Source organism: Fibrobacter sp. UWCM (genome assembly GCF_900129735.1).
Classification (GTDB): Bacteria; Fibrobacterota; Fibrobacteria; order Fibrobacterales; family Fibrobacteraceae; genus Fibrobacter.
Map to the genome: position 1 here is coordinate 20,159 of NZ_FQWR01000013.1, position 25,293 is coordinate 45,451.

At 56.7% G+C, this 25,293-nt stretch carries 21 protein-coding genes and 1 tRNA gene; 7 read left to right on the forward strand and 15 right to left on the reverse strand.

Going from position 1 to position 25,293, the window contains the following annotated elements; all coding sequences use genetic code 11:
* Positions 1–81 precede the first annotated feature (81 nt).
* A complete protein-coding gene (locus BUB22_RS09675; RefSeq protein ID WP_073114953.1) occupies positions 82–1,860 on the forward strand; it encodes a DNA repair helicase XPB in 1,779 nt (592 codons plus the stop codon).
* Between the two features lie 68 nt (positions 1,861–1,928).
* On the opposite strand, the gene BUB22_RS09680 is transcribed toward BUB22_RS09675, so the two are convergent.
* Complete coding sequence (locus tag BUB22_RS09680; protein WP_073114954.1) at positions 1,929–2,819, reverse strand: flavodoxin; 891 nt, start codon at positions 2,817–2,819, stop codon at positions 1,929–1,931.
* Positions 2,820–2,887: 68 nt separating this feature from the next.
* On the reverse strand, positions 2,888–3,775 hold the full coding sequence (rfbA, locus tag BUB22_RS09685) for a glucose-1-phosphate thymidylyltransferase RfbA (RefSeq protein WP_073114955.1): 888 nt from the start codon (positions 3,773–3,775) through the stop codon (positions 2,888–2,890).
* A 78-nt stretch (positions 3,776–3,853) separates the two neighbouring features.
* Between rfbA and BUB22_RS09690 the strand changes: the two genes are divergently transcribed.
* A complete protein-coding gene (locus BUB22_RS09690; protein ID WP_073114956.1) occupies positions 3,854–6,472 on the forward strand; it encodes a DEAD/DEAH box helicase in 2,619 nt (872 codons plus the stop codon).
* Positions 6,473–6,563: 91 nt separating this feature from the next.
* The gene (ispD, locus tag BUB22_RS09695; protein ID WP_073114957.1) at positions 6,564–7,283 is read left to right on the forward strand and encodes a 2-C-methyl-D-erythritol 4-phosphate cytidylyltransferase; all 720 of its coding nucleotides are present in this window, start codon (positions 6,564–6,566) and stop codon (positions 7,281–7,283) included.
* Positions 7,284–7,346: 63 nt separating this feature from the next.
* Here the strand turns inward: ispD and BUB22_RS09700 are convergent, their stop codons facing one another.
* Positions 7,347–8,822, reverse strand: coding sequence for an SO_0444 family Cu/Zn efflux transporter (locus tag BUB22_RS09700; protein WP_073114958.1), 1,476 nt, complete (start codon positions 8,820–8,822; stop codon positions 7,347–7,349).
* Between the two features lie 2 nt (positions 8,823–8,824).
* Positions 8,825–9,172 (reverse strand): ArsR/SmtB family transcription factor, encoded by a 348-nt coding sequence (locus tag BUB22_RS09705; protein ID WP_072812942.1) that lies wholly within the window; start codon positions 9,170–9,172, stop codon positions 8,825–8,827.
* Positions 9,173–9,288: 116 nt separating this feature from the next.
* On the opposite strand from BUB22_RS09705, the gene BUB22_RS09710 reads away from it, so the two are divergent.
* Complete coding sequence (locus BUB22_RS09710) at positions 9,289–10,203, forward strand: porin family protein (protein WP_073114959.1); 915 nt, start codon at positions 9,289–9,291, stop codon at positions 10,201–10,203.
* A 140-nt stretch (positions 10,204–10,343) separates the two neighbouring features.
* On the opposite strand, the gene BUB22_RS09715 is transcribed toward BUB22_RS09710, so the two are convergent.
* From BUB22_RS09715 to BUB22_RS09740, 6 genes are all read right to left on the reverse strand, one after another.
* The gene (locus BUB22_RS09715) at positions 10,344–11,588 is read right to left on the reverse strand and encodes a hypothetical protein (RefSeq protein WP_073114960.1); all 1,245 of its coding nucleotides are present in this window, start codon (positions 11,586–11,588) and stop codon (positions 10,344–10,346) included.
* A 118-nt stretch (positions 11,589–11,706) separates the two neighbouring features.
* The gene (locus BUB22_RS09720; RefSeq protein WP_072812894.1) at positions 11,707–12,495 is read right to left on the reverse strand and encodes an ABC transporter ATP-binding protein; all 789 of its coding nucleotides are present in this window, start codon (positions 12,493–12,495) and stop codon (positions 11,707–11,709) included.
* Positions 12,496–12,510: 15 nt separating this feature from the next.
* Positions 12,511–13,293, reverse strand: a complete 783-nt coding sequence (locus BUB22_RS09725; protein WP_072812891.1) for an MlaE family ABC transporter permease — start codon at positions 13,291–13,293, stop codon at positions 12,511–12,513.
* A 2-nt stretch (positions 13,294–13,295) separates the two neighbouring features.
* Positions 13,296–14,720, reverse strand: coding sequence for a replicative DNA helicase (gene dnaB / locus BUB22_RS09730; RefSeq protein WP_072812888.1), 1,425 nt, complete (start codon positions 14,718–14,720; stop codon positions 13,296–13,298).
* Between the two features lie 47 nt (positions 14,721–14,767).
* Positions 14,768–15,676 (reverse strand): uracil-DNA glycosylase family protein, encoded by a 909-nt coding sequence (locus tag BUB22_RS09735; RefSeq protein ID WP_073114961.1) that lies wholly within the window; start codon positions 15,674–15,676, stop codon positions 14,768–14,770.
* A gap of 6 nt (positions 15,677–15,682) precedes the next feature.
* Positions 15,683–17,077 (reverse strand): bifunctional phosphopantothenoylcysteine decarboxylase/phosphopantothenate synthase, encoded by a 1,395-nt coding sequence (locus BUB22_RS09740; RefSeq protein WP_073114962.1) that lies wholly within the window; start codon positions 17,075–17,077, stop codon positions 15,683–15,685.
* Positions 17,078–17,080: 3 nt separating this feature from the next.
* On the opposite strand from BUB22_RS09740, the gene BUB22_RS16390 reads away from it, so the two are divergent.
* Positions 17,081–17,362: a hypothetical protein gene (locus tag BUB22_RS16390; RefSeq protein ID WP_139258932.1), complete on the forward strand. Its 282-nt coding sequence runs from the start codon at positions 17,081–17,083 to the stop codon at positions 17,360–17,362.
* Between the two features lie 157 nt (positions 17,363–17,519).
* Here BUB22_RS16390 and BUB22_RS09745 read toward each other — a convergent pair whose 3' ends face one another.
* The 4 genes from BUB22_RS09745 to BUB22_RS09760 are packed head-to-tail and all read right to left on the reverse strand — an operon-like array spanning position 17,520 to position 21,146.
* Positions 17,520–19,307, reverse strand: coding sequence for a 30S ribosomal protein S1 (locus tag BUB22_RS09745; RefSeq protein ID WP_073114963.1), 1,788 nt, complete (start codon positions 19,305–19,307; stop codon positions 17,520–17,522).
* A gap of 36 nt (positions 19,308–19,343) precedes the next feature.
* Positions 19,344–20,012, reverse strand: a complete 669-nt coding sequence (gene cmk, locus BUB22_RS09750) for a (d)CMP kinase (RefSeq protein WP_072812879.1) — start codon at positions 20,010–20,012, stop codon at positions 19,344–19,346.
* A gap of 29 nt (positions 20,013–20,041) precedes the next feature.
* The gene (locus BUB22_RS09755) at positions 20,042–20,482 is read right to left on the reverse strand and encodes a hypothetical protein (RefSeq protein ID WP_073114964.1); all 441 of its coding nucleotides are present in this window, start codon (positions 20,480–20,482) and stop codon (positions 20,042–20,044) included.
* A 58-nt stretch (positions 20,483–20,540) separates the two neighbouring features.
* A complete protein-coding gene (locus BUB22_RS09760; RefSeq protein ID WP_073114965.1) occupies positions 20,541–21,146 on the reverse strand; it encodes a hypothetical protein in 606 nt (201 codons plus the stop codon).
* A gap of 155 nt (positions 21,147–21,301) precedes the next feature.
* Between BUB22_RS09760 and BUB22_RS09765 the strand changes: the two genes are divergently transcribed.
* Positions 21,302–22,474: a TraB/GumN family protein gene (locus BUB22_RS09765; RefSeq protein ID WP_073114966.1), complete on the forward strand. Its 1,173-nt coding sequence runs from the start codon at positions 21,302–21,304 to the stop codon at positions 22,472–22,474.
* 84 nt (positions 22,475–22,558) lie between these two features.
* On the opposite strand, the gene BUB22_RS09770 is transcribed toward BUB22_RS09765, so the two are convergent.
* A tRNA-Ser gene (locus tag BUB22_RS09770) sits at positions 22,559–22,643 on the reverse strand.
* A 228-nt stretch (positions 22,644–22,871) separates the two neighbouring features.
* On the opposite strand from BUB22_RS09770, the gene BUB22_RS09775 reads away from it, so the two are divergent.
* A complete protein-coding gene (locus BUB22_RS09775) occupies positions 22,872–25,268 on the forward strand; it encodes a DEAD/DEAH box helicase (protein WP_073114967.1) in 2,397 nt (798 codons plus the stop codon).
* Positions 25,269–25,293 lie beyond the last annotated feature (25 nt).

Genomic DNA, 25,293 nt, shown 5'->3' on the forward strand with positions numbered 1-25,293 from the left:
GGTTTTTCTTTTATCCGTGATGGTCCGCGCGCGGGTCGCCCCCTAACCAAAAAACGCTTTTTTTACTATATTTGGCGCCCTATGAATCCGAATGGCGCCATTATTGTTCAGAGCAACCTCGAAATCATGGTCGAGGTCGATTCCCCCTCCTACGAAGCGGCACGAGACGCGATTGCTCCCTTCACCGAACTGGTCAAGAGCCCCGAGCACCTGCATACATACAAGATATCGCACCTGAGCCTTTGGAACGCCGCAGCGACCGGACTCCGCGCACCCGACGTGCTGGAACGCCTCGAAAGCCAGAGCCGCTACCCCATCCCGCAAAGCGTCATTACCGAAATCGAGGACTACATGGCCCGCTACGGCCTGCTGCGCCTCAAGATGGACGATTGCGGCAACCTCATCATGGAATCCGACGACAAGATCATGTTCGTCGAAATCTGCAAGTTGCCCGAAGTCGCCGAGTACGTGAAGGAATTCATCGACGACACGCACGCCATTATGGACGGCGAACGCCGCGGCCACATCAAGATGGCGCTCACCAACGCCGGGTTCCCGGTCGAGGACCTCGCGGGTTACACCGTGGGCGACCCGCTCCCCATCCACCTGCGCAAGACTACCCTCGGCGGAAAGGAATTCAACCTCCGCGACTATCAGAAAGAAGCGGCACAGATTTTCTATGCGAGCGGTTCCGAGAAAGGCGGTTCGGGCGTAATCGTGCTGCCTTGCGGTTCGGGCAAGACGGTGATTGGCCTTGCCACGATGGCTTTGGTACAAACTAAAACCCTCATCCTCACGCCGAACATTTCGGCAAGCCGCCAGTGGATCCGCGAAATCTGCGACAAGACTGACCTCACCATAGACATGGTAAAGGAATACTCCGGCGAAGTCAAGGAAATCGGCCCGGTAACCGTCGCGACCTACCAGATTCTGACCCAGAGGAAGCGCGTCAAGAAGGACGAGAACGCGAACGCAACCGAAGAACTCGAGATGAGCGACGAGGAAGTGAAAAAGGAACTCGCAAACTTCCCGCTGTTCAGCCAGCAGAAGTGGGGCCTCATGATTTACGACGAGGTGCACCTGCTCCCCGCCCCGGTGTTCCGCCTGAGTACCGAAATGCAGGCGACCCGCCGTCTTGGCCTTACAGCGACGCTCGTGCGCGAAGACCACAAGGAAACGGAAGTATTCAGCCTTATCGGCCCCAAGAAGTACGACATCCCGTGGCGCATCCTGGAAGCGCAGGGCTGGATTGCCACTGCCGACTGTAACGAGATTCGTATCCCGATGGAAGCGGAACTCAAGATGAAGTACGCCCTCGCGCCTATCCGCGAGAAGATTACGCTCGCCTCGACGAACCCCGAAAAGACGGACATCGTGGAGCGCCTGCTCAAGCATTTCAACAAGCCCGACGACCGCGTGCTGATTATCGGGCAGTACATCGACCAGCTCGAGGCCCTCTCCGAAGACCTGCAGATTCCGCTCATCACAGGCAAGACTCCGAACAAGGAACGCGAACGCCTGTACGCCGCCTTCCGCGACGGCAGCCAGAAGAACCTGATGGTCTCAAAGGTCGGCAACTTCGCCATCGACCTGCCCGACGCGAACGTGCTCATCCAGGTTTCGGGAACGTTCGGAAGCCGCCAGGAAGAAGCCCAGCGACTGGGCCGCGTATTGCGCCCCAAGAGCGACGGCGGTGCGGCGCACTTCTACAGCATCGTGACGCAGGATTCCAAGGAACAGGAATTCGCCATGAACCGCCAACTGTTCCTCACCGAACAGGGTTATGCATACAAGATAATCAAGCGCGGCGACTGGGATATTCTTGCGCGCACACCTGAGGAACTTGCCGCTAGGCAGTAGAACCTAAACGAAAAGCCTCCGACGAAACGGAGGCTTTTTCATAGACTGCGGGAAACTTTCCGCAAACTCTACTTTTCCATGACGATGAGTTCCGGTTCGCCACGGCCCGGGAGCGGCTTAAAAATCTTTACAAGCGTTTCGGTCGGCGGGCGGTTGAACCCGCTTGTCGTGCACACGAACAGGTAGTTCGTACCCGCGACGACCTGCGTGGCAACGCTCAACGGAGCAAGTTTCAAGTAGGCGTAATCCTTCGTCGCGACTGCAAACACCGCAGAATCTTCCGCAGTAAGCGCCCTCTGGTCGGTAAAGCCGCCCATGAGCATTTCGTCCGTCTTGCCGGTGGCAAGGTCCGCGAAGAAACCTTCGACTTCCTTAGCAGCAACTTCCGCACCGTTTTCCGCGGTTATTCGCTTGTTCGAAATCCCGTAAGCAAGCGTCACGTTCGCGTTCGGTTCAAGCGTCTTGAGTTCTGCGGCAGATGCCTTGCGGCCGCCGCTCCCGTAGGTACAGAACGGCACCACCACCTTGCCCGAAAGATCGTTCGAGTCGAGGAAGGTATAGACCGGCGGGGCGAAACTCCCGAACATGATCGGGTAACCGAGATACACCGTATCGTATTTCGCAAGGTCGGCCTTTGCGTTCACGAGTGCGGGCCACTGTTTGCTTTCGCGCTGGGCACCCACTGCGGCAATCGTGCTGTCGTATGTTGAGGGATACGGAGTCACCGTCGCAATCTCGAACATGTCGGCGTTCTTTGCCTTCTGGAAAATTTCCGCGAGTTTCTTGGTGGCACCCGTCTGCGAGTAATAAACGACAAGCGACTTCGATGCTGCCTGCGGGGCCGCCGCCTCGGGCTGCGCGCCCTTCTCGCCCGTCTTGGACTGAGCGCTTTCCTGGCTGCAGGCGGTAAACGCGCACATCGCTGCCGCAACAAGAATCAAGCCAACTTTCTTTCTCATTTTACTACTCCTTGTCTAGATCCTGCTCCTTCGAACCTTACGGTTCTTCGCTCAGGATGACACTCTCTCTAGTACCTGATTTTCCCTTCGGCGACCTTGCGCAGGTGCTGACCGTAGGGAGACTTCCCGTACTTGGCGGCAGACTCGAGCAACTTTTCCTTGCTAATCCAGCCGTTCACGTAGGCAATCTCTTCCACTGCGGAAATCTGGATGCCCTGGCGGTTCTCGATCATCTTCACGAACTCGCCCGCTTCAATCAGGCTGTCCATCGTGCCGGTATCGAGCCAGGCAAAGCCGCGGCCCAGGAGTTTCACGTCAAGTTCTCCCCTGTCGAGGTACGTCTTGTTCAAGTCGGTAATCTCGAGTTCCCCGCGGGCGCTCGGCTTCTGGGCCTTCGCAAATCCGCTCACGCGGTTGTCGTAGAAGTAGAGACCCGTAATCGCGTAGTTGCTCTTGGGTTCCTTCGGCTTCTCTTCCACAGAAATCACCTTGCCGTTGTCGTTGAATTCCACCACGCCGAAACGTTCCGGGTCTTCCACGTAGTAACCGAACACGCTCGCGCGTCCGTTCTCTTCGGCGTTTTTCACCGCGGCCTTCAAAAGCGGGCTGAAGCCGTTGCCGTAGAAGATGTTGTCGCCCAGCACCATCGCGCAGCAGTCGTTACCGATAAATTCCTCGCCCAGGATAAACGCCTGTGCCAGGCCATCGGGGCTCGGCTGCACCTTGTAACTCAGCTTGAGGCCCATCGCGGAACCGTCGCCCAGCAAGCGCTCGAAATTCGGCAGGTCCGTCGGCGTCGAGATGATGAGGATTTCGCGGATGCCCGCGAGCATCAAGGTCGAAAGCGGGTAGTAGATCATGGGCTTGTCGTAGACCGGCAAGAGCTGCTTGCTGGTGACCATGGTCAGCGGGTAGAGCCTTGTGCCGGAGCCCCCGGCGAGAACGATTCCTTTCATGCTAGGTTCCTTTTATTTTTTCAAAATAATAGAAATCTTAAAATTACAGTCGGGACAAAAGAACTATCTTTGCGCATTATGGCAGAGCAAAACAAGGCCACACTCAAGGATTTCATTGCAAGATTCACCGCAAACCCGGCAGGAGGCCACTCTGCGCCCGCTTCCGAGGACATCCTGGAAGCATTCATGGAATGGGCGCAGTCCCGCGGAACCACGCTCTACCCCGCGCAGGAAGAGGCCATCCTCGAACTTCTGGACGGCAAAAACGTTATCCTGAATACGCCCACAGGTTCGGGCAAGTCGATGGTCGCACTCGCGCTCCATTTCGACAGCATCGCGCATGGCCGCAAGAGCGTGTACACCTGCCCCATCAAGGCGCTCGTGAACGAGAAGTGGATGGCGCTCTGCAAGGAATTCGGGCCCGAGAACGTGGGGCTTTCTACCGGTGATGCGACCGTGAACCGCGACGCCCCCATCCTGTGCTGCACCGCAGAAATTTTAAGCAACATGGCGCTCTGCGAAGGCGAGAAACTCACGATTACCGATATAGTGATGGACGAGTTCCACTACTATTCCGACCGCGAGCGCGGAGTCGCCTGGCAAATACCGCTCTTGACGCTCCCGCAGTCTCGATTTCTCCTGATGAGTGCGACCGTCGGCGCAACTGAATTTTTCGAACGCGAGATGACGAAGCATACCGGCAGGCAGTCGGTCACCGTACGATCCTCGCAGAGGCCCGTCCCGCTCGATTTCAGCTACAGCACCACAGAGATTTCGACCGAAGTGCAGAAGCTCGTGAACGAGGGCAAGGCGCCCGTATATGTAGTTCACTTTACTCAAGCGGCAGCGGCAAGCAACGCGCAGAACTTCATGAGTCTCGACCTCTGCACCAAGGAAGAGAAGGTCAAGATAAACGAAGCCATCAAGGAAGTGCGGTTCTCTAGCCCCTACGGTCCCGATGTCAAGCGCTGGCTCAAGCAGGGAATCGGCCTGCACCACGCAGGTCTTTTGCCCAAGTACCGCATCCTCTGCGAAAAGCTCGCGCAGCAAGGCTTACTGAAAGTCATCTGCGGTACCGACACGCTCGGCGTGGGCGTGAACGTCCCCATCCGCACGGTACTCTTCACGCAGCTCTGCAAGTACAGCGGCGACAAGACGGCAATTTTAACCGCACGCGACTTCCACCAGATTGCGGGCCGCGCAGGGCGCAAGGGATTCGACAACATCGGATACGTGGTGGCGCAGGCTCCCGAACACGTAATCGAGAACATGAAGCTCGAGGCGAAGAGCCGCCAAACAGGAAAGAAGTTCCAGAAGCGCAAACCGCCCGAGCACGGCTACGTTCCCTTCGACGAGAGCACGTACAGGCGCCTGATTGACGCGCAGCCCGAACCGCTTACCTCGAGTTTCCGCGTAGACCACGGGATGCTCCTGAACATTCTGAGTCGCGAGACCGACGGCTGCAAGGCGATGCGCACGCTCATCAAGGACTGCCACGAGAGTGCCGCGAGCAAGAAGCAGTTACAGCACCGCTCCTTCCAGCTTTTCCGCAGCCTGGTAGAAAAGAACATCGTGGAATTCGTGAAACCCGTAGCCGAGGGCTACAGTCACCTGCGCGTGAACATGGACCTGCAGGACGACTTCGCGATGAACCAGCCGCTCTCGCTCTACCTGGTAGATACGCTCCCGAAACTCGACAGCAATTCGCCGGAATACGCGCTCGACGTGATTACGCTATGCGAAAGCATCGTAGAGAACCCGGAGGCGATTCTGCGCATCCAGCAGAACAAGGCCCGCACGGCAAGGCTCGACGAACTCAAGGCGCAGGGCATGGAATACAACCAGCGCATGGAAGAAATCGAGAAGGTCGAGTACCCCAAGCCGCTCCGCGAGTTTATCTACGGCACGTACAACGAGTTTGCGGAACAGCACCCGTGGGTCGACGTGAACGTGGAACCCAAGAGCATCGTGCGCGAGATGTTCGAGAACTTCAGCACCTTCAGCGGCTACGTGAAGCAGTACGGCCTGCAGCGCATGGAAGCGATTTTGCTCCGGCACCTCAACTACGTATATAAGGTTTTGAGCCAGACGGTGCCCGACGGCTACAAGAATGACGAACTCCACGAGATGGAAGACTACCTCGGCGACATGATCCGTCGCACCGACTCGAGCCTGCTAGAAGAATGGGAAAAGATGGCCCATCCCGAGGACTACCAGAAGCGCCTGGAAGAAGGCCTCACCGAAGACGAGGCGGAGAAGGCGTTCGGGGCCGACAAGGCCGCAGCCGACATCACCTACGACAAGAAGCGGTTCCTCGGCATGGTCCGCCAGCGTATATTCCAGATTATGGGCAACCTCGCCAAGCAGGACTTTGCCGCAGTTCTCGACAGCCTCGCAGACGACCTGGAAGAGGGCCAGATGCTCGTGGACGGCGAAGGCAAGCCGTGGACCGAAAACACGCTTACCGAGATTATGGCCGCCTACACGGCAGAGCACCACAAGTTCCGCCTCGATGTGGAAGGTCGCGCACTCGCCCACACCATCGTCAGCTACGAAGGCGACGTGATGCACATACAGCAGATGCTGCAGGACGAGGAAGAATTCAACGACTGGAGCATCGATTTCGAGATAAACCTCGCCGACAGCCGCGAAGCCGGAATCCCGCTCCTGAAAATGCTGCGCATCGGCGAAGCGTAGGATGCTGTCATCCTGAGTGCAGCGCCATCATTAACACGTTCATTGTCACCCCCGCGTAGGCGGGGGTCTCTTTTTTTATATCTTTATCGACATGCAGAACTTGAAAGGCAGATTCGCGGCAGTCCTCCCCGCAGGAGGGCTCGGCAAACGCATGGGCGGAAACATTCCCAAGCAGCTGATGCTCCTGGGCGGCAAGCCCGTCTACCGCTACAGCCTCGAGACTTTCCTCGAGATGGAAGAAATTGCAGAAGTCGTGATGGCCGTACCCACCGACTGGAAGGATCATTTTGAAAAGGAAATTTTCAACAGCGAACACTCCGGCAAGCTCGGCGAACTTATTGCCTGCAAAATGAAGATTGTCGTGGGCGGTGCGGAACGCTGGCAGTCCGTACAGAACGGCGTGAACGCACTTACGAGCAATGCGGAATTTGTTCTGGTCCATGACGTGGCACGCCCCTTCGTGAGCAGGGAAATCATCCGCGACGTGTGCGAAACGCTTCTAACCAAGGGCAGCTGCCTTGTGGCAAAGCCCGCCGTCGATACCATCAAGATTGCTAAAGACGGGCGCGTCGAATCCACCATCGACCGCAATACCGTCTGGATGGCACAGACCCCGCAGGCCGCCTCCATCGCGCTACTGAAAAGGCTCTACGCGCGCATCGCCGCAGAGCCCCTGAACTTCACGCCCACCGACGAGGCGAGCATCCTTGAATATTTTGACGAGAGCGTCTACATCGTGAAGGGCAACGCCGCGAACGACAAGCTCACCACTCCCGAAGACTTCGAGATCTTCGCCAGCCGCGCGAAATAGTATAAACATCACTCCGCGCGAAACAGGTTCTCGTCATGCCCGGCTTGGCCGGGCATCTTGTCTTCAAACCTTCCCGCCGAACTCGAAGCCGGCTTCTTCCACCGCCTTCCTGAGCGCCGCCTCATCGACATCGTGTACGTCGTGCCATTCCACGCGAAGTTCCTTCTTCGAAACATCGGCCTCGGCAAATTCCACGCCGTCCAACACGCGAACCGCCTTCTCGACACACGCCTTGCAGTGGCTGCAGCTCATGCCGTTCACGCGGTAAGTCACGAGAACGCATTCATCGCATTCCTCTTCGTGGTCGTGACAGCAGTTTCCTTCGTGATCGTGTCCGCACCCGCAATGTCCACCATGTTCGTGCCCACAGCCGCAGCCCTTGTGCCCGAACTTCGCGTAAATCATGAATGCTGCGAGCAGGCCCGCACATACATAGTCAAACACGCCCAGCGCCCCGTGACCGTGGCATTCCGCGCCACCCTGCGGGAGCATCGCCGCAAGGAAGGTGTCCATGAAGAACGTATCGACAATCAGCCCGAAGCCAATCGCGCCGACCGCAATCGAGACGAGGTATGCCACGAGAGTCCGCTTGCCAAAGGCCTTCCCCACCACAAGCATGCTCGCGATACTCGTCGCAGGCCCCGCCATGAGCAGCACGAGGGCCGCACCCGGAGTAATTCCCTTCGCCACGAGCGCAAGCGCAAGCGGAATGGACCCCGTCGCACACGTGTACATCGGCATCGCGAGCATGAGCACGGCAAGCATACAGAGCAGCGGATATTCACGCAGGGCAAGGAAGAGCTCGTTCGGGACAAACGCCGAAATCAAGGCGCCCAGCAAAAGGCCAATGAGCAGCCACTTGCTCACGTCGCCCACCATGTTCACGAGCCCGTAGCGGAAGGTCTCCACAACCTTCTGGCCGAAAGACATGCGGTGCACATCGCGCGATTCACAACCGCAGCCATGTTCGCCGCACCCGCAATGATCGTGATGGTCGTGGTCATCGTGGTCATGGTCCTCCTCGCAGTGACCGCAACCGCAGTGATGATCGGTATCGCAGTCGTCAAAGTCGATGGTTTCGGGGTGTGCCTCACCAAGCACCGCACCTTCTTCCCCGCGAGAAACGAAATTCGTGAGCACGCCACCGAAAAGCGCCGTCGTAAACGCCGCAATCGGACGCAAAATCGCAAACGGAAGCCCGAGCAGCGAATACGTCGCGAGGATAGAATCCACACCCGTCGCAGGCGTCGAAATGAGGAAGCTCACGCTCGCCCCCTTGCTCGCCCCCTCCTTCCGGAGTGCAATCGACGTAGGAATCACGCCGCAACTGCAAATCGGGAGCGGCACACCGAACAGGGCCGCCCATAGCACCGACATGAAATTCGACTTGGAAATCTTGGGAACGTACAGGTGGTTAGGCACCCACACGTGCAAAACGCCCGCAAGCAAGAAACCGAGCAGCAGGAACGGTGCCATCTCGGAAAACAGCGTGATAAACTCGTGAACAAAGACCTTAAAGATATCGACGAAGGAATCCATGTCTACTTTCCCTTCTTGTGCAGAATGTGCGTGAGACCCGTATTGAAAATGAGCCCGATATGCTCGTCGTCAAGCGAATAGAACATCTTGCGGCCATCGCGGCGCGGCTTTACCAGGTTCGCCGTACGCAAGATGCGCAGCTGGTGGCTCACCACCGACTGTTCGAGGTTCAGTTTTTCGGCAATCTCGTTCACGGAGAGTTCGCCCGAAAGCATCAGGTGAATGATGCGGATGCGCGTAGTATCGCCAAAGAACTTGAAGAATTCAGAAAGTTCGAAAAGCGTATCGAGCGACACGTCCTGTTCTTGAGCCTTCCTACCGTTATTTTTGATATATGAACAAGTATTCATATTTTCATATATAGAAATCAGCACCCGTTTTGTCAAGAGATACAACGACTTTTTTCAAATACCCTCCCACTTTCTGTCGAAATTATTACATTTACCGCAAATTACCGGAGGAATCCATGAATATATCCAAGATTATCGCGGCAGGCGCCCTCGCCACCTCGCTCGCAGTCGCACAGGAAGACGCCTGGCCCGCAGACGAGCAGACCGATGCTTCGACAAGCTCAGCAACCGAAGCTGAGGAAGCCGAGCCCGCAGAGGAAGCTGCCGAACAGTCCAGCGAGGCCGCAGAACCACAGAGCGAAACTACCGCCCAGACGGCCAGCGAACCCGCCCCTGCAGCCAGCGAACAGACCGACACCCGCACCGCATACGACTCAGGCGACAATGCCTACGCAGAAAACACGGCAAGCGCCCCGCAAAAAACAAACACGCTCAACTCCAAGATGGGCGTCGGCGCGCACATCGACTTCAACTACAGTTTCTTGAACGGACTCGCCCAGGACTGGAACATGGGTGACGAGACGGACGCCCCGGCCGGCTTCGGCTTCGACGCGGGTATCCGCGGACGCATCCCCATGGTGGACTACCTCCAGTTCGTGCCCGAGCTGAACTTCCACTTCGCGGCCCTCACCCAGAGCGACGAGGCCGCCGAGCGCGTGTTCAAGCAGATGGACCTCGAAATCCCGCTCACGATGCGCGCAACCGTTCTGGACATGCTATACATCGCGGCTGGCGTGCAGCTCACCCTGAACCTCAGTTCCAAGGTCACCTTCGAGGAAGAGGACATCGATATGGGTGGCGGACTTGGCACCACGAGCATGGAATTCAATGAGAAAATCGAACAGGCCGGGTTCACGTTCGGGCTCCTCTTCGGGGCAGGCTTCTTTATTATGGAACGCCTCTCCATCGACGCAGCCTTCATGCTCGGACTCAGCGACATGTACCCCGATTGCGAAAGCGACCTGATTGAATCGATGGACGGCGGCAAGCAGATGACCTTCAAGGTCGGCGTCGGCTACTGGTTCATGTAAGCCAATATCGACCCGTGACCCTTCGTCATACCGAAGCAGCGAAGCTGCAAGTGTATCCATAGACACACTCTTGCCAACGGAATGACACAGAAAAACCCGCTCGGACGAGCGGGTTTTTGTTATAAAGTTTGGTCAATCTCTTAATAAACGGCGCACTTAGCTGGAACAGGCAGATTAACTGTAACAACGGGTTCCGAACATGGTGTGTTTATATACCACTCATTTGCAGCGCCAATCGTTACAACGTTACTGCCGCATTTAATCGTTCCACCAACCATACTTCCTGTAGGCTGGCAGTTGAAATTTGCATAACTAATCGCAATCGTTATAGATGCTTCACCAGCAGGGACTTCTATTCCTGTATTAGCGGCTTCAATTAGGAAATCCGGCTTCGTTGCGTCAATCGCCTTGGCATCGTCACACTGGATTGTCACCGCAGTGCTGTCATCGTTTTCGACCGTGAATGATACGCCCTTTACTTCATCGTCCTTGGCGGCCACCGGGGCAGTAGCAACTAGACCCGTGGCATCGGCAGTAGCGCCTTTCCACGTGTAGCCGATAATATTCGCCTTGGACGTACAACCGCTTGCAGTCCATGTAGCCGATTCACCTTTCGACACATCGGGTTGGATATTCGTCGGCATGCACTTGCAACCTTCAATCTTCTGACCGTTCACCCTCAACGGAGAGCAAGAAACTTCCTGCGTAGCTCCACCGGACGTTACAGATGCAACAGCCGTCTTTGTGCCCGAAACAGAATATGAAGTCAGACCTGTGGTCTTCCCTTGTGTACCTGCATACGAATCAGGCGTTCCATTCGGGAAGCTCCAATTTATCATAATCTTCAAAAGTTCATTAGTCTTAATTACAGCCGTATTAGGTTTAAACGTCCAGGTAACCGACTCGCCCAATTCCGCAGAAGTCTTTGGTGCAGTAGAAAGCCCTGCAAAACAGGTACCAAACTGCCCCGCCGGCACATTCACTTCCGACGAAGAAGACTCGACTACGACCGGAGCAACGGACGACGAGCTCTGCTGGCCGATGGGGCCCCTTGAGGAGAAGTTATTGAAAAAATCCCTTGAAGAAGACGAAGATACCGGCGGAGGGTTTCCGTCCGAAGATTCGGGGGTCGGGGCAGCAGACGACTCAATCTGGATTGCCGAACCCTGCGCCTTCGCCATCTCGTTTTCGCATATGACATCCGCGGCGCAGTTCTTCTTGGCATCGGCAACCTGGCTAGCGAAGTCGATAGACTGCGTTTCGAGCATTGCCTTGACATAACCGTCAGTTTCTTCGTTCAGGGGTTCCACGGAACCATCACCGCAGGCCCAAAATCCGGCCACCAAGCCGAACGACGATAAACTTATCAAAAGTTTCTTCTTCATAAAAAACCTCTTTTTCTACCTAGAAAATTACATTATTATTTGCAAAAGGGGTAACGGAAATCCTTTTTTTGTGAACGAAAACACGCAAAAAAGCCCATTTTTGCCCCAAAAACACGCACTACTGCTCCTCGTCCACCGAAATCTTGCGCTGGCCGGTAATAAACTGGTGCACATAGGGGTTGCTCGTGTTCTTGATTTCGTCCACCGTACCCACCTCGATAATGCGCCCGTTCAGGAGCATCGCGATGCGGTCGGCCACCTTGAAGGCGCTCACCATGTCGTGGGTCACCACCACCGAGGTCACGCCGAGCTTGCTCTGCATGTCGAGGATGAGGTCGTTAATCACGTCGCTCGTGATGGGGTCAAGGCCGGTCGTCGGTTCGTCGTACAAAAGGATTTCCGGGTTCAGGGCAATCGCGCGGGCAAGCGCCACGCGCTTGCGCATACCGCCCGAAAGCTCGCTCGGCATCTTGGTGCGGAACTCGGGAACGAGGTTGATCATCTGGAGCTTCTCGGTCACCACGTCCTGGATTTGTTTCTCGGAAAGTTCCGGATGGTGCTCGCGCAACGCGAACGCGATGTTCTCGCCGGTGTTCATGGAATCGAAGAGCGCGCCCATCTGGAAGAGCATGCCCATCTTGCGGCGAATCGTATGCGTGTCGAAAAACTTCGGGGTACTGATGGTCACACCGTCGACGGACACTTCGCCACCATCGGGCTGCAAGAGGCCAATCATGTGCTTAAGAATAACCGACTTTCCACCACCGGACTTTCCAATGATGACCATCGTCTCGCCGCGCCGGATATCGAGGTTCACGTCCTCGAGAACGGTCTGCGGGCCGAAGGATTTCTTGAGTCCCTTGAGCCTGATGGCAATGTCGTTCGGGTCAATCTTTACGTTTGGCATATATCACCTGCAAAACTAGAAGAACATGATGGCATCGAGAATGAAGTCAGAAATCAGAATCATGAGGCAGCTCGAGACCACGACGTTCATGGTCGCAAGCCCCACACCGCGGGCGCCGGCCTGGGCGTTAATCCCGTGGTAGTAGCCCAGCACAAAAATAATCACGCCGAACACGAGCGACTTTATCATGCCCGACCAGAGGTCCATGGAATCGAACAGGTACTGCATGCCGGTAGTGTAAGTGTACGTAGTAATATCTAGGCCAAGCACGCACACGATCCAGCCACCGATAAGCGCGAGAGCATTCGAAATCGCGGTAAGGCACGGGATCATCGTCATGAAGGCGACAAAGCGCGGGAGGGCGAGGTAGCGGTAGGGCTCAAGACCGAGCACCGTGTAGGCCGCGAGTTCCTCCTTCTCCTTCATGCTGCCAAGTTCGGCGGCAACGGCACTGCCCACGCGGCCCGAAAGCACGATAGCCGTAAGCAGGGGTCCAAGTTCGATAAGCACCATCTTGCAGGCAGCAGTACCCACAAACTTGTCGGCCACCAGGTTCTGGAACTCGAACTCGGCGCAAACGGTCGCCACCATGCCGGTAAAGATGGACGTCACAAACAAAAGCGGAAGGCTAGACACGCCGATGGAAACCATCTGCTTCACGACAAGGTCGGGGTTCTTGAACACGTGAGGCATCTGCTTGAGCGTCAACAGCAATATGCACAGCACCTCGCCAATGCTCGAGATGCCGTCCACGATGACGCGACCTATCCACGCAATGGGCCTGAGCAGCAAGGGCATCGCTAATACCCTCCAAAGTCAGAGGGGCCCGAGAACGAGGCGTCGTCGCCGTAACTGTAATCCTGTTCCTCTCCGCCAACCATCCCGGAATCGTCGAAGCCGTCCTTGAACGTAGTGCATTCGGGAATGAACGTGAGCGGGATATCCCTCACCGAACCGTTACGGTGCTTCGCCACGATGAGTTCCGCCTTGTTCTTTTCTTCTTCCTTGTGGGTGCGCACGTAGGGGCGTTCCACGAACCACACCATATCGGCATCCTGTTCGATAGAGCCCGATTCGCGAAGGTCACTGAGCTGGGGCCTGTCGCGGCCCTTCTCTTCGACCTTACGGCTCAACTGGGCAAGCGCGATGACCGGAATCTGCAGTTCCTTCGCCAAAATCTTGAGGCCGCGCGAAATTGCACCGATGGCGACGGCACGGTTTTCCTCGTTGCCCGTCTTCATCAGCTGCAGGTAGTCGATAATCAGCATATCGAGTTCGCCCTTGCGCTTGAGGTCTCGGGCCTTGCTCATGAGTTCCATGATGCCGAGGTCGGCATTGTCATCCACGAACAGCGGAGCCTGGTTGATCGGCCCCACGTGTGCCACCAGCTGGTTCATCTCGTCCGAGTTCAACTTGTTGTTGCGGAGCTTACTCTGGTCCACGCCGGAACGGGAACACAGCAAGCGCTGGGCCAGCTGCACGCCATCCATTTCGAGGCTGAAGAACGCCACGTGCTTGCCGTAATCGATAGCGGCGTTCGCGGCAATCGTGAGCGCGAACGACGTCTTGCCCACACCGGGGCGCGCCGCCAGGATAATCAGGTCCGAATTCTGCAGGCCGTTCGTGAGTTCGTCCAGGTCCTTGAGGCCCGTGGGCACGCCGGTCATGCCGTCCCTACGGGTAGTGAGGCGCTCCAGGAGCGGGCTCATGAACTTCTCGATGGGGCGGAGCGTGTTCTTCACCTGCTTTTCGGCAATCGCGAACACGGAACGTTCGGCAGATTGCAGGACCTCGTCCGGCGACGATGTCGCATCCATCGCCTGCTTTATGGTTTCGGACGACATCTTGATGAGCTTGCGGAGCACGTGCTTGTTGCGCAGGTGCTCGAGGTTCCACTCCACGTTCGCCGCAGAAGCGACGCTTTCCATCAGGTCAAAAATGTATTCGCGGTTACCCGCCTCGCGGAGCTTGCCCATCGACTCGAGTTCGGCCGGGAGCGTGAGCATGTCGATAGCCGTACCGCGGCTATAAAGGTTCTTCATGGCACGCCAAATCAACTGGTGGCGTTCCAGGTAAAAGAAGTCGTCTTCCGCAATCATCTCGATAGCGGGCGAAATCGTATTCGGGTCGCGGAGAATGCCACCAAGCAAGTAACGCTCGGCATCGGTATCCATCGGGACCTGGCGACCTTCGTAAGTATTATTTTCCTTTGCAAATTCTGGCATAACAATCAACAGGAAATATAATTTTTATCGGGCTTGCGATAAGCGGGTTACGCCTTGAAGTAACTGCTCTTCGGGATATGGACCTTCCAGGTAACCCACTTGAGCTGCTTATCCTGCGACATGGCGTAGGCATCGACCAGCGAGCACGTCTTGACGCCCGAAAATTCCATATCGGTACCGGCGTGCTCCTCGAAATTCTTCCCCTTGCCGAATACCTGGTGAAAGAGCGGTTCCCCGAACGTGACCATGACCGAGGGGGCGATGAACGAGAGTTCCTTCGCAAGCATCTTCTTGAGAGTCGCCTCGAGCAGGGCGGGAATGTTACGCGCGGTTCTGCCCTTGTAGAAGAACGTGACCCCGATCGATTCTGCCGGGATGGAGAGGCTACCGAAGAGACGCACGAGCATCTCGCCCGCGGGGGTAGCAAAGAACGGGCCGCCTTGTGCCGGAGGAGCGGGCAGCAGAAGCAGGACCTTCGGGTTCGCGGGGCCCTCGTAGAGCGCGAGGTCGCCGACATTCGCGTAGACCACGTCGGACTTGATGGCCGCATAGAAGGCGTCGAGCGATTCCGCAGATTCGAACGCGGAGGCGGCCTTCTTCACGGCCGGGCGGGCGGCCGGAGCCGCAAGGCCGCCCGTCGGGGCGAACAGCGAAGCGGCGGGAGATTCGCCTGCAAGCGAAGCGCTTGCGGAAGGCGCGCCTGTCGCAGACGTGTTTATCGCGGCGGGCGCGCTTGTCGCAGCGAAAGAAACGTTTGCCGCGGGATTGTTTGTCACGGGAGAGAACTGCGCAGATGCGGGCACGGAAGGCGCGGTGTTTATTGCCGGCCTGGACGGTGCCGGGGCGGCCCGCTTCACGAGGGTCCACGGTTCATCGAGGAACACCTCGGAATCCCCCATGTCAATCTGCCCACGGAGATACTTGCGAAGTTCAGCAAAGTCAAATTCTTCCGGCATGTTCCCTCACCGCGATACTCTTAGTTTATCAATAACAAATCCGACGATTTCCTGGGCCAGGTCGACCTTACCGCCCATCTTCATTTCGGGCACATCCATGCCGGGGCGCACCAGCGTGTAGCGCACGCAATCGTGCCCGAATCCGGAATCGCTTGCGACCGGGGCGTTCAACAGGAGGGCGTCGGCGCCGCTCTTCGCGAGCTTTTCGGCGGCATGCTGTTCAAAGTGGTCAGTCTCGAGCGCGAACCCCACGATGACCTGTTGTTTATTGCAGGGCGCTTCTTTGCCAGTATGGGATGCGCCGGCATTCTGGTTGCGAGATGCGCTTTGGTCGCAAGATGAATTCTGGTTGCGAGATGCGCGGGCGGCGGTGCAGTCCCGTAAAATATTCGGGTTCGGCACGAGTTCTATGGTAAGCTGGCTCCGGCTGTCCTTGATTTTCGCATCGGCGGCGTGGGCGGGGCGGTAGTCCGCTACCGCCGCGCAATGCACGACGGCGTCGGCCTGGTCGAGTCGTTCCATCACGGCGTCGTGCATATCCCGGGCGCTTCTAACGCGGGTCACCTGGACTCCGCCCGGGAACGCCGCCTCCATCGGGCCCGCGACGACTTCGACCTGGAAACCGTTCGCGTAGAACACGGAAGCAAGTGCCACTGCAGTCTTCCCGCTGCTGCGGTTGCTGATGTAGCGCACCGGGTCAATCGCCTCTTCGGTGCGGCCCGCGGTCAAGAGCACCTTCTTGCCATGACCGGGGAGTGTTGCATCCAGAGTCGGGTCGATATCCTGCGCGACAGGGAACGCGGGAGGTTCGTGAGCTTCGCCCTTCGGCAAGCTCAGGGACCTTGGTAAGGTTGGTGAGCTTGTCGAACCATCCAGCCACTTCGCAATCTCCGCCGGTTCCATAAGCCTACCCTGCCCCACCTCGCCGCAGGCAAGTTCACCCGCGGGAGATTCAAGCACGGTCGTGTTTTCAAACCCGCGCAGCACCTCGAGGTTACGTTTTACCGCGGGGCTGTTGTACATCGCCACATTCATCGCGGGCGCAACGATACGCGGGCACGTGCAACTCATGAAGCAGAGGCTTACCGGGTCGTCGGCGATACCGCAGGCGAATTTCCCGATAACGTTCGCGGTTGCGGGCACCACCAGGTAGAGGTCCGCCCACCGCGGGAAATCAATATGCTGGAAAGGCCGCGCCTCCACGGCACCGTTCTTCAGGTACACGGGGCACTTGCTGAGGCTTGCGAATGTAAGCGGCGCCACGAACTCCGTCGCGGCCTCCGTCATGCACACGCGCACCTCGGCGCCCTTCTTCTGCAGCAGGCGCAAAAGTTCGCAGCTCTTGTAGACCGCGATACCGCCCGAGACACCCAGAAGGATTTTCTTTCCGGCAAGATTCATATAGTGCAAGATAGAAAAACTAGGGCGGTTTCACCCTTCCCGATGGCGCGCCCGGCCCGCACGAACTCGCTTTTTGCCGAAAAAGCAGACCAAAGGGGGCGTTTGTCGCAATTTGGTCTGCATAATTTCGTACAAATTAAACAAAATATGGTAAAATCAAGGGATTTTTCTCCTGAAGGAGCGGTTTTGGAGGCGCATTTGGAGGCTTACACCCCAAAAATCTCTAAATCATTTACACACAAACTAACAAAAAGCAGACTAATGCCCACTTCCACGCCAGTTTAGTCTGTAAATTTGCGAATCATTCGCAAATCTGCCCGAAAATTACAACAATAGTCCCACCCGCAAATCAAGGCACCAGCGAATCCACACCCGCGCTACCTCAAAAAACGAAAATCCCGCAGGCTAATGCCCGCGGGACTTTCTAAACTAGTAAGAGATCTTACTTGGCTTCTTCAGCGGCAGCTTCTTCAGCCGGCTTTTCGGCCTTCTTCTTGGTTGCCTTCTTCTTCGGGGCGGCAGCTTCGCCAATCGTCGTACCCGATTCACCCGGCTTGTGGGAATCCATCCAAGCCTTGAGTTCTGCGGATTCGCGGTTCTTGAAGTAGTCCACCACGGAGAGGTAGATCTTGCGGTTGTTCTGGTCGATCTCGGTCACGACAGCCGGGACTTCGTCGCCAACCTTGAATGCATCGGCCGGAACCTTGATGTATTCAGCGGTGAGCTTGGAGACCGGGATGAAGCCTTCGATACCGTCGTTGAGTTCAACCACGACGCCGCGGTCGAGCATACGGACAATCTTGCCCTTCACTTCGGAATCCACCGGGAACGTGGTTTCGATAGAATCCCACGGGTCTTCGGTGAGGTGCTTCATGGACAGAGAAATGCGGCGCTTTTCCTTATCGACAGCGAGCACGACGCATTCGACCTTGTCGCCCTTCTTGACCATTTCGTTCGGGTGAGTGATCTTCTTGGTCCAGGACATGTCGGACACGTGAATGAGGCCATCCACACCTTCCTTGATTTCGACGAACGCGCCGAAGGAAGCGATGTTGCGGATTTCGCCAACCACGCGTGCACCCGGAGGAAGTTCGGTCTCGATGGAATCCCACGGATCGCTTTCGAGCTGCTTCATGCCGAGAGAAATGCGTTCGGCTTCTTCTTCAACCTTGAGCACAACGGCTTCCACTTCCTGACCCACGGAGAGGATCTTGGAGGGGTGCTTGCCGTGCTGCGTCCAGGACATTTCGGAAACGTGGATGAGGCCTTCGACGCCGCTATCCAGTTCGACAAATGCACCGTAATCGGTAATGGAAACAACCTTACCCTTAACGATAGCGCCTTCCGGATAACGTTCGGCGATATCCTTCCACGGATGCGGCTTAAGCTGCTTCATGCCGAGAGAGATGCGTTCCTTCTTGTCGTTGAAGTCGAGAACCATGACTTCGACTTCCTGGCCGAGCTGGAGCATTTCGGACGGGTGGTTGATGCGCTTGTAGCTCATGTCGGTGATGTGGAGGAGGCCGTCTACGCCGCCAAGGTCGATGAATGCACCGAAGTCGGTGATGTTCTTGACGATACCCTTGCGGACCTGGCCCTTCTCGAGAGTTTCGAGAACGTCGCCACGCTGCTTGTTGCGTTCTTCTTCGAGAACCACGCGGCGGGACACGACGATGTTGCGACGGGCCTTGTTGACCTTGATAACCTTGAGGTCGAATTCCTGGCCGATGAGAGCGTTGATGTCCGGGATCTGACGGAGGTCGATCTGGGAACCCGGGAGGAAGGCGTCGATGCCGAACAGGTCGACAACCACACCGCCCTTGATACGCTTGGTGAGCGTACCGCGCACGACTTCGTTGTTTTCGAATGCCGCGTGGATGCGATCCCACACGCGCACGAAGTCGGCCTTCTGCTTCGAAAGGATGAGACGGCCGTCTTCATCTTCGAGCTTCTCGACAAACACTTCGATTTCGGAACCGATTTCGAGGGAGTCCGTGTCCTTGAATTCAGCACGATCAATGACACCTTCGGACTTGTAGTTCACGTCGATGAGCACTTCCTGGTCGTTGACCTGGCTGATCTTGCCCATGACGAGCTTGCCCTGTTCGAGGCAGCCCATGCCGGCATAGATATCGGCGTTAGCCTTGCGGAAGTCCTGGCTGCATTCGCCCTGAGCGGCGAGGATTTCGGCGAGATCTTCCTGGGTTCCGAATTTGAGATTTTGAGACATATTGTTAATTGGGGTTGTGGATCAAAGGACTCGGGACTACGCCACTACACCTACGTAGTCGAGAATCTTTTGAACCTGTTGTTGGATTGAGATGTGTGTAGTGTCAATTTCGATTGCGTCGTCCGCCTTCTTTAACGGGGCGTTCGCGCGGGAGGAATCCAGGCGGTCGCGTTCGACCAGGTTCTGGAGAACCTCCTCAAGAGTTACCTTCTCGCCCTTTTCAAGGAGTTCCTTGTAGCGGCGTTCGGCGCGGACCTTCACGTCCGTCACCATGAAGAACTTGTACTTCGCGTCGGGGAACACGACCGTGCCGATGTCGCGGCCATCCAGGATGCAGCTCTGCTTCTTGCCGATTTCGCGCTGCTGCTTGGTCATCGCGGCGCGGACAGACGGGAGGGCGCAGTAGATGCTCACGTTGCTCGAAACCTTCATCCCGCGGATTTCGCTTTCGCGGCAAACGCCGTTAATGAGGATATGGTTTTCGGAGTCGAACCCGAGGGTGAGGTTAGAGAGCAGTTCGTCCATCGCGGGGCCTTCCTCGGCCGGCAGTCCCTTGTCGAGGGCGGCAAGCGTCACCGCGCGGTACATGGCACCCGTATCCAGGTAGGTAATACCGAGGGTCTTGGCCACAATCTTGGCCGTAGTGCTCTTCCCGGTACCCGAGCCGCCGTCGAGGGCGATGACAAAATTTTCAGAACTACTCATGAGTGGGGGCAATTATAGAAATTTTTGCCCTAGTACTCAAGATCGTAGAGGTAGACCGTGGCCGTATTTTCGCGCGTATCCCAGAAAATCAGCTGCGAACCGTTCTTGTACAGCGAAAGTTCGTAGTCGTCCTCGTAAAAGTAGTAGTACGAGCCGTCGTCGTCGTGGCCCGAGCCGTACTGCCTTTCCGTGTAGTAGAAGTTATTGCGTCCGTCCAGGTTGAGCGAGGCGAACCCGTCGGAATCAATCCGGAGCGAGGCCGTGTAGGCGGGGCTCACCGGCTCCTCGTAACTGCAGTCATACAGCCCGAAACTGTCGTAGCGGCAGTCCATCACGTAGTAGTAGCGGAAAGACCTGTTGAACAGGGCCCCGTCCGCATCCGGCGAACCCGCGGTCCAGTCCCCGCCACAAGCGGCAAGGAGCAGGGGCAAGAACGCCACCAGGAAAATCTTTCTAAAGAATAAAGCCATGCTTACCTAAAAAAATACCCCGACCGGAGCCGGGGAACAAAAGATTACAGACAACCTATCAGTCAGATTCATAGTCGCCGTTGAAGATCTGCTCTTCGGCTTCCTCGGTGTTCTCGTCGTGGAACTCTTCCGGAGCCTGGAGGTCGCGGGTACTGCCGTACTTGCGCTTTTCTTCGTCGGTCAGCTTGTTCGTGAACACTTCGACCTGCTGTTCCTGCTCGGCTTCCTGTTCTTCTTCCTGCAGAATCTTCTGGCCTTCCTCAAGACGGCGCTGGATGCGCTTCTTTTCCATCTCTTCGAGGTTCGTGCCGACCTTGGCCTGTTCCTCGGAAACGACGTAGCGTTCATTGGCTTCGTCCATGGCGGCCTTGATACCCACGAGGCGGCCCCTGCCATCTACGGACAAGCCTGCCTTACGGAGGGTAGAAAGCGGCAAACGGCGAGCTGCGGTCTGGTACTCGGGCTTGAATTCGTAGCCGTCAGGACTAATCTGATTAGCCTCGTCAGGCGTCACGTAATCAAGTGCTTCCTGCCAACGGGAACCCTGCACACAGGAAGTAAAACCAACAAGGGCATTGTCGAGTGCCTCCGGATCGTTCGACGTGCCAGCGCAGCCGATCAATGCGAAAGCGGTAAGTACTAAACCCAGCAATATCTTTTTCATAGGGAGAAACCTCCGTAAAAAAATTATCCCACACATAATATATAACAATTTTTTCGGCAAAATATCCAAAAAAAGACAAAAAATTCATAACTTCGTGCTATAAAAGCACTTACAATCACTAAAAACAGGTCAGATTTGCTATTTTCTGGCCCAATATGAGTGAAAACGCAGATATTTACCGCATCAAGACCTCCGATGACCGCGAAATAGTCCTTATTGGCACGGCCCACATCTCGAAAGTATCGAAGGAACTTGTGCGCGAGACCATCGAGAACGAAAAACCCGACACCATCTGCGTCGAGCTCGACGAAGGGCGCGCGAAGTCCATCCAAGACCCCGAACGCTGGAAAAAGACCGACCTGAAGGAGGTCATCAAGAAGAAGCAGCTCGCGACCCTCATCGCGAACCTCGTGCTCGGGTCTTACCAGAAGAGGATGGGCGAACAGACCGGGGTGAAGCCCGGGTCCGAACTCAAGGAGGCGGTCGACCTCGCAAGCGAAAAGGAAATCCCCGTGGTTCTCGCCGACCGCGACATCAAGATTACGCTCCGCCGCACATGGGCCTGCACGCCCTGGTACCGCAAGTTCAGTTTGCTGGGCGGGCTTTTCGCAAGCATTTTCGACAAGACGGAAATCAGCGAGGAGGAACTCGCAAAGATCAAGGAGCAGGACGCCCTCAACTCCATGATGCAGGAATTCGGCAAGAGTTTCCCCGAGGTGAAGCAGGTGCTTATCGACGAGCGCGACCAGTTCCTCGCGAGCAAGATCAAGAACGCTCCGGGCCAGAAGGTCGTGGCAGTCATCGGTGCCGGCCACATGAAGGGAATCGCGAGCATCATCGAGGAGAACAAGGAACTCCCGAGCGAGGAATCCATCAGCGTTATCCCGAAGGGCGCACCCATCTGGAAGATTATCGGCTGGGCCATCCCGCTCGCGATTGTCGCAAGCATCGTGTTCGTGGGCTACAAGGCGGGCGTCGAGAAGGCGGGCGAACTGAGCCTGCAGTGGGCAATGCTTACGGGCGGCGGTGCCATGCTCGGCACGATTATCGCAGGGGGCCACCCGCTCACCATCCTTGTGGCGCTGGTCGCCGCACCGTTCACGGGGCTCACGCCGCTTATCGGCGTCGGGTTCTTTACCGCGCTTACGCAAGTGTACATGAGGCCGCCGCGCGTGTCCGAGATGGAGACGCTCTCCGACGACATCTGGCAGGTGAAGCGCTGGTGGAAGAACCGCGTGACCCGCGTAATCCTGTGCTTCCTGTGCCCGGGAATCCCGGCGATTATCGGGAAGATTCTCGCGATATTCCAGATATACCAGGCATTCTAGTAGATTTCTTAAACCCTCTTTGAGGGTTCGGAGTATCCCTTATTGAAACAAAAAGGAACCCGCAAGGGGTTCCTTTTCGTTTCAAGGAGAGAGAGGGATTCGAACCCTCGGACCTGTGACAGTCTCCGGATTTCGAGACCGGCCCAATCGACCACTCTGGCATCTCTCCAAGGTTCGCATAATGTAGTAAAGTTTTAATCTTTTGTCTACCCTTTGAAACAACCAGCCTTATTTCTACATTTGGCCCCGAATCCATAAAAGGATCCAACAGACTTCAGGTTTATGAGCGCGAGTGCGCTTCGGGGCTTTTCAAGGTTCAGCCAGGTAACCGGCACAAGAACCAATCGATAGTGCGGCATGAGCCGCAGATGAAGTTTACGGGTCCTGAAGGCGCATCATGACTAAGAATACCGAAGAACGTATTCCCGAAGAAGATATTAACCCGAATTCCAAAATAGCACGTGAAGCGGACGCTTTCCTAAGCGCCCTTGCTGGCGGTGCGGACGAAGACGAAGCCGACGAGGCAGCATTCCTCGCACTGAACCCGAACGGCGTAGTCGTCGATGAAGAAGGCGACGTGCTGAAGAAGGGTCCCAAATCCGCCATCGATGTCGGCACGAAAGTCGAAATCGAGGAAGGCGAAGTCGAACAGGAACTTGACGAAGACTGTTCGGCAACTTCATCGGCATCGGACGAAGAATACGCCGTGTCGAAGAAGGACTGCGCGGATCAGACTGTTGAAAAGGAGATGTCCGGTCAAGCCGGACATGACAACGCTACTGCCGAGGAAGACAACACGGATATCGAACAATCTTCCGACGATGATCTGGGCGACGAAGCACTCGTGACGTTCGAAGATCTCGGACTTGCCGACGAAGTTCTCGAAGCCATCAAGGCGATGAACTACGAGACACCCTCCCCCATCCAGGCGAAGGCGATTCCGGCACTGTTGCAGGGCGCAAACCTGCTCGGTACGGCTCAGACCGGTACCGGCAAGACGGCCGCGTTCTCGCTCCCGCTGCTTTCCAGGCTCAACTTCAACGGGCACGAGACATCGATGCTCGTACTCACGCCGACACGCGAACTTGCCATCCAGGTGGCGGAAGCTATCCAGCAGTATGCGGTGAAGATGCCGAAAGTACACGTGGTTCCCGTCTACGGCGGGCAGGATATCGCAGTGCAGTTGCGCGCCCTCAAGCGCCAGGCGAACATCGTGGTCGCAACACCGGGCCGACTCATCGACCATATCAAGCGCGGTTCCATCGTGCTTTCGAGCGTGAAGGCCATCGTGCTCGACGAGGCCGACGAAATGCTTGACATGGGATTTATGGAAGATGTGGAGACCATCCTCAAGGAAATCCCCAACGACGCACAGCGCGCACTCTTCAGCGCCACGATGCCTGCAGACGTGAAGAAGATTATCGACCAGCATTTGGGCGAATACGAGGAAGCCCGCATCGAGGGCAAGACGACGACCGTCGAGAACATCCGCCAGCGTTACCTGCTGGTGAAGAACGAGCACAAGATTGAGGCGCTTGCCCGCGTGCTCGAAGGCGAAGACTTTGATGGTGTGCTGATTTTCGTACGCACCAAGCAGAACACGACCGAAGTTGCCGAGAAGCTTGAAAGTCGCGGGTTCAACGTGGCCCCGCTCAACGGCGACCTGGCGCAGTCCATGCGCGAGCGCACCATCAACCGCCTCAAGATGGGCAAGCTCGATATTGTCGTCGCCACCGACGTGGCCGCCCGTGGCATCGACGTGGACCGCATCTCGCTCGTGGTAAACTACGACATTCCCTACGACACGGAATCGTACGTGCATCGCATTGGCCGTACGGGTCGCGCCGGGCGAAGCGGGAACGCAATCCTCTTTATCACCCCGCGCGAAAAGCGCATGCTCAAGACCATCGAGAAGGCCACCCGCCAGCCCATCGAAGTGATGGAAATGCCTACGGCAGAAGTCATCAGCGCCAAGCGCGTCACCGCCTTCAAGGAAAAGATCAGGAGCGTGATTGCCACTGGCGAACTGGACAAGTTCAAGGAACTCGTGGAAAGCATGGTTGCCGAAAGCGCCGAGCCCATCTCCGCCATCGACATCGCCGCCGCCGTCATCAAAATCTGGCAGAAGAAGCAGCCGCTGTTCCCGGAACTCAAGCCGCTCGACGCCCCGCGCGAAAAGAACCGTGGCGGCAGGGATTTCCTCGGGCGAGATTCCGATAAATCCGCCGGCGACTTTACGAACGAAGAAAAGAGCCGCCTGCGTAAGGAACGCAAGGAAGGCAGCAACGGCGTGGAAGAAGGCTTCCTGCGCTACTACATGGGCGTGGGCCGCATGGACCGCGTGACCCCGAAGGATATTGTGGGCGCCATCGCCGGCGAAGGCAACATCAGCAGCAGCAACATCGGGCGCATCAAGCTCTTCGACAGGTTCAGTACCGTCGAACTGCCCGAGACGCTCCCGCAGGAAGTTCTTGACATTCTCTCCGGGATGACAATCCGCGGAAACGATTCCAAGTTCCGCCTCATGACCGACGAGCCGCCCGCAGGCCCGCGCGAAAGCAGGGAAAGCCGTCGCGGGTTCCATCGCGGTGGTCACGACTTTGGCCGCGGCGATCGCCATGGGAAAAAATTCGGCGAAGACCGTCCGTTCGAAAACCGCAGGGCGCGCCGCGAGAAGATGTTCGCCGACCGCAAGCCGGGCAAATTCGAAGACCGCCCGTTCCGCAAGGATCACGACGAGCGCAGCTTTGGCGACAGGCCTTTCCGCAAGACAAGGCGATTCGGACGCGTATAAGTTTTTCGAAAAAGAATTATATTAG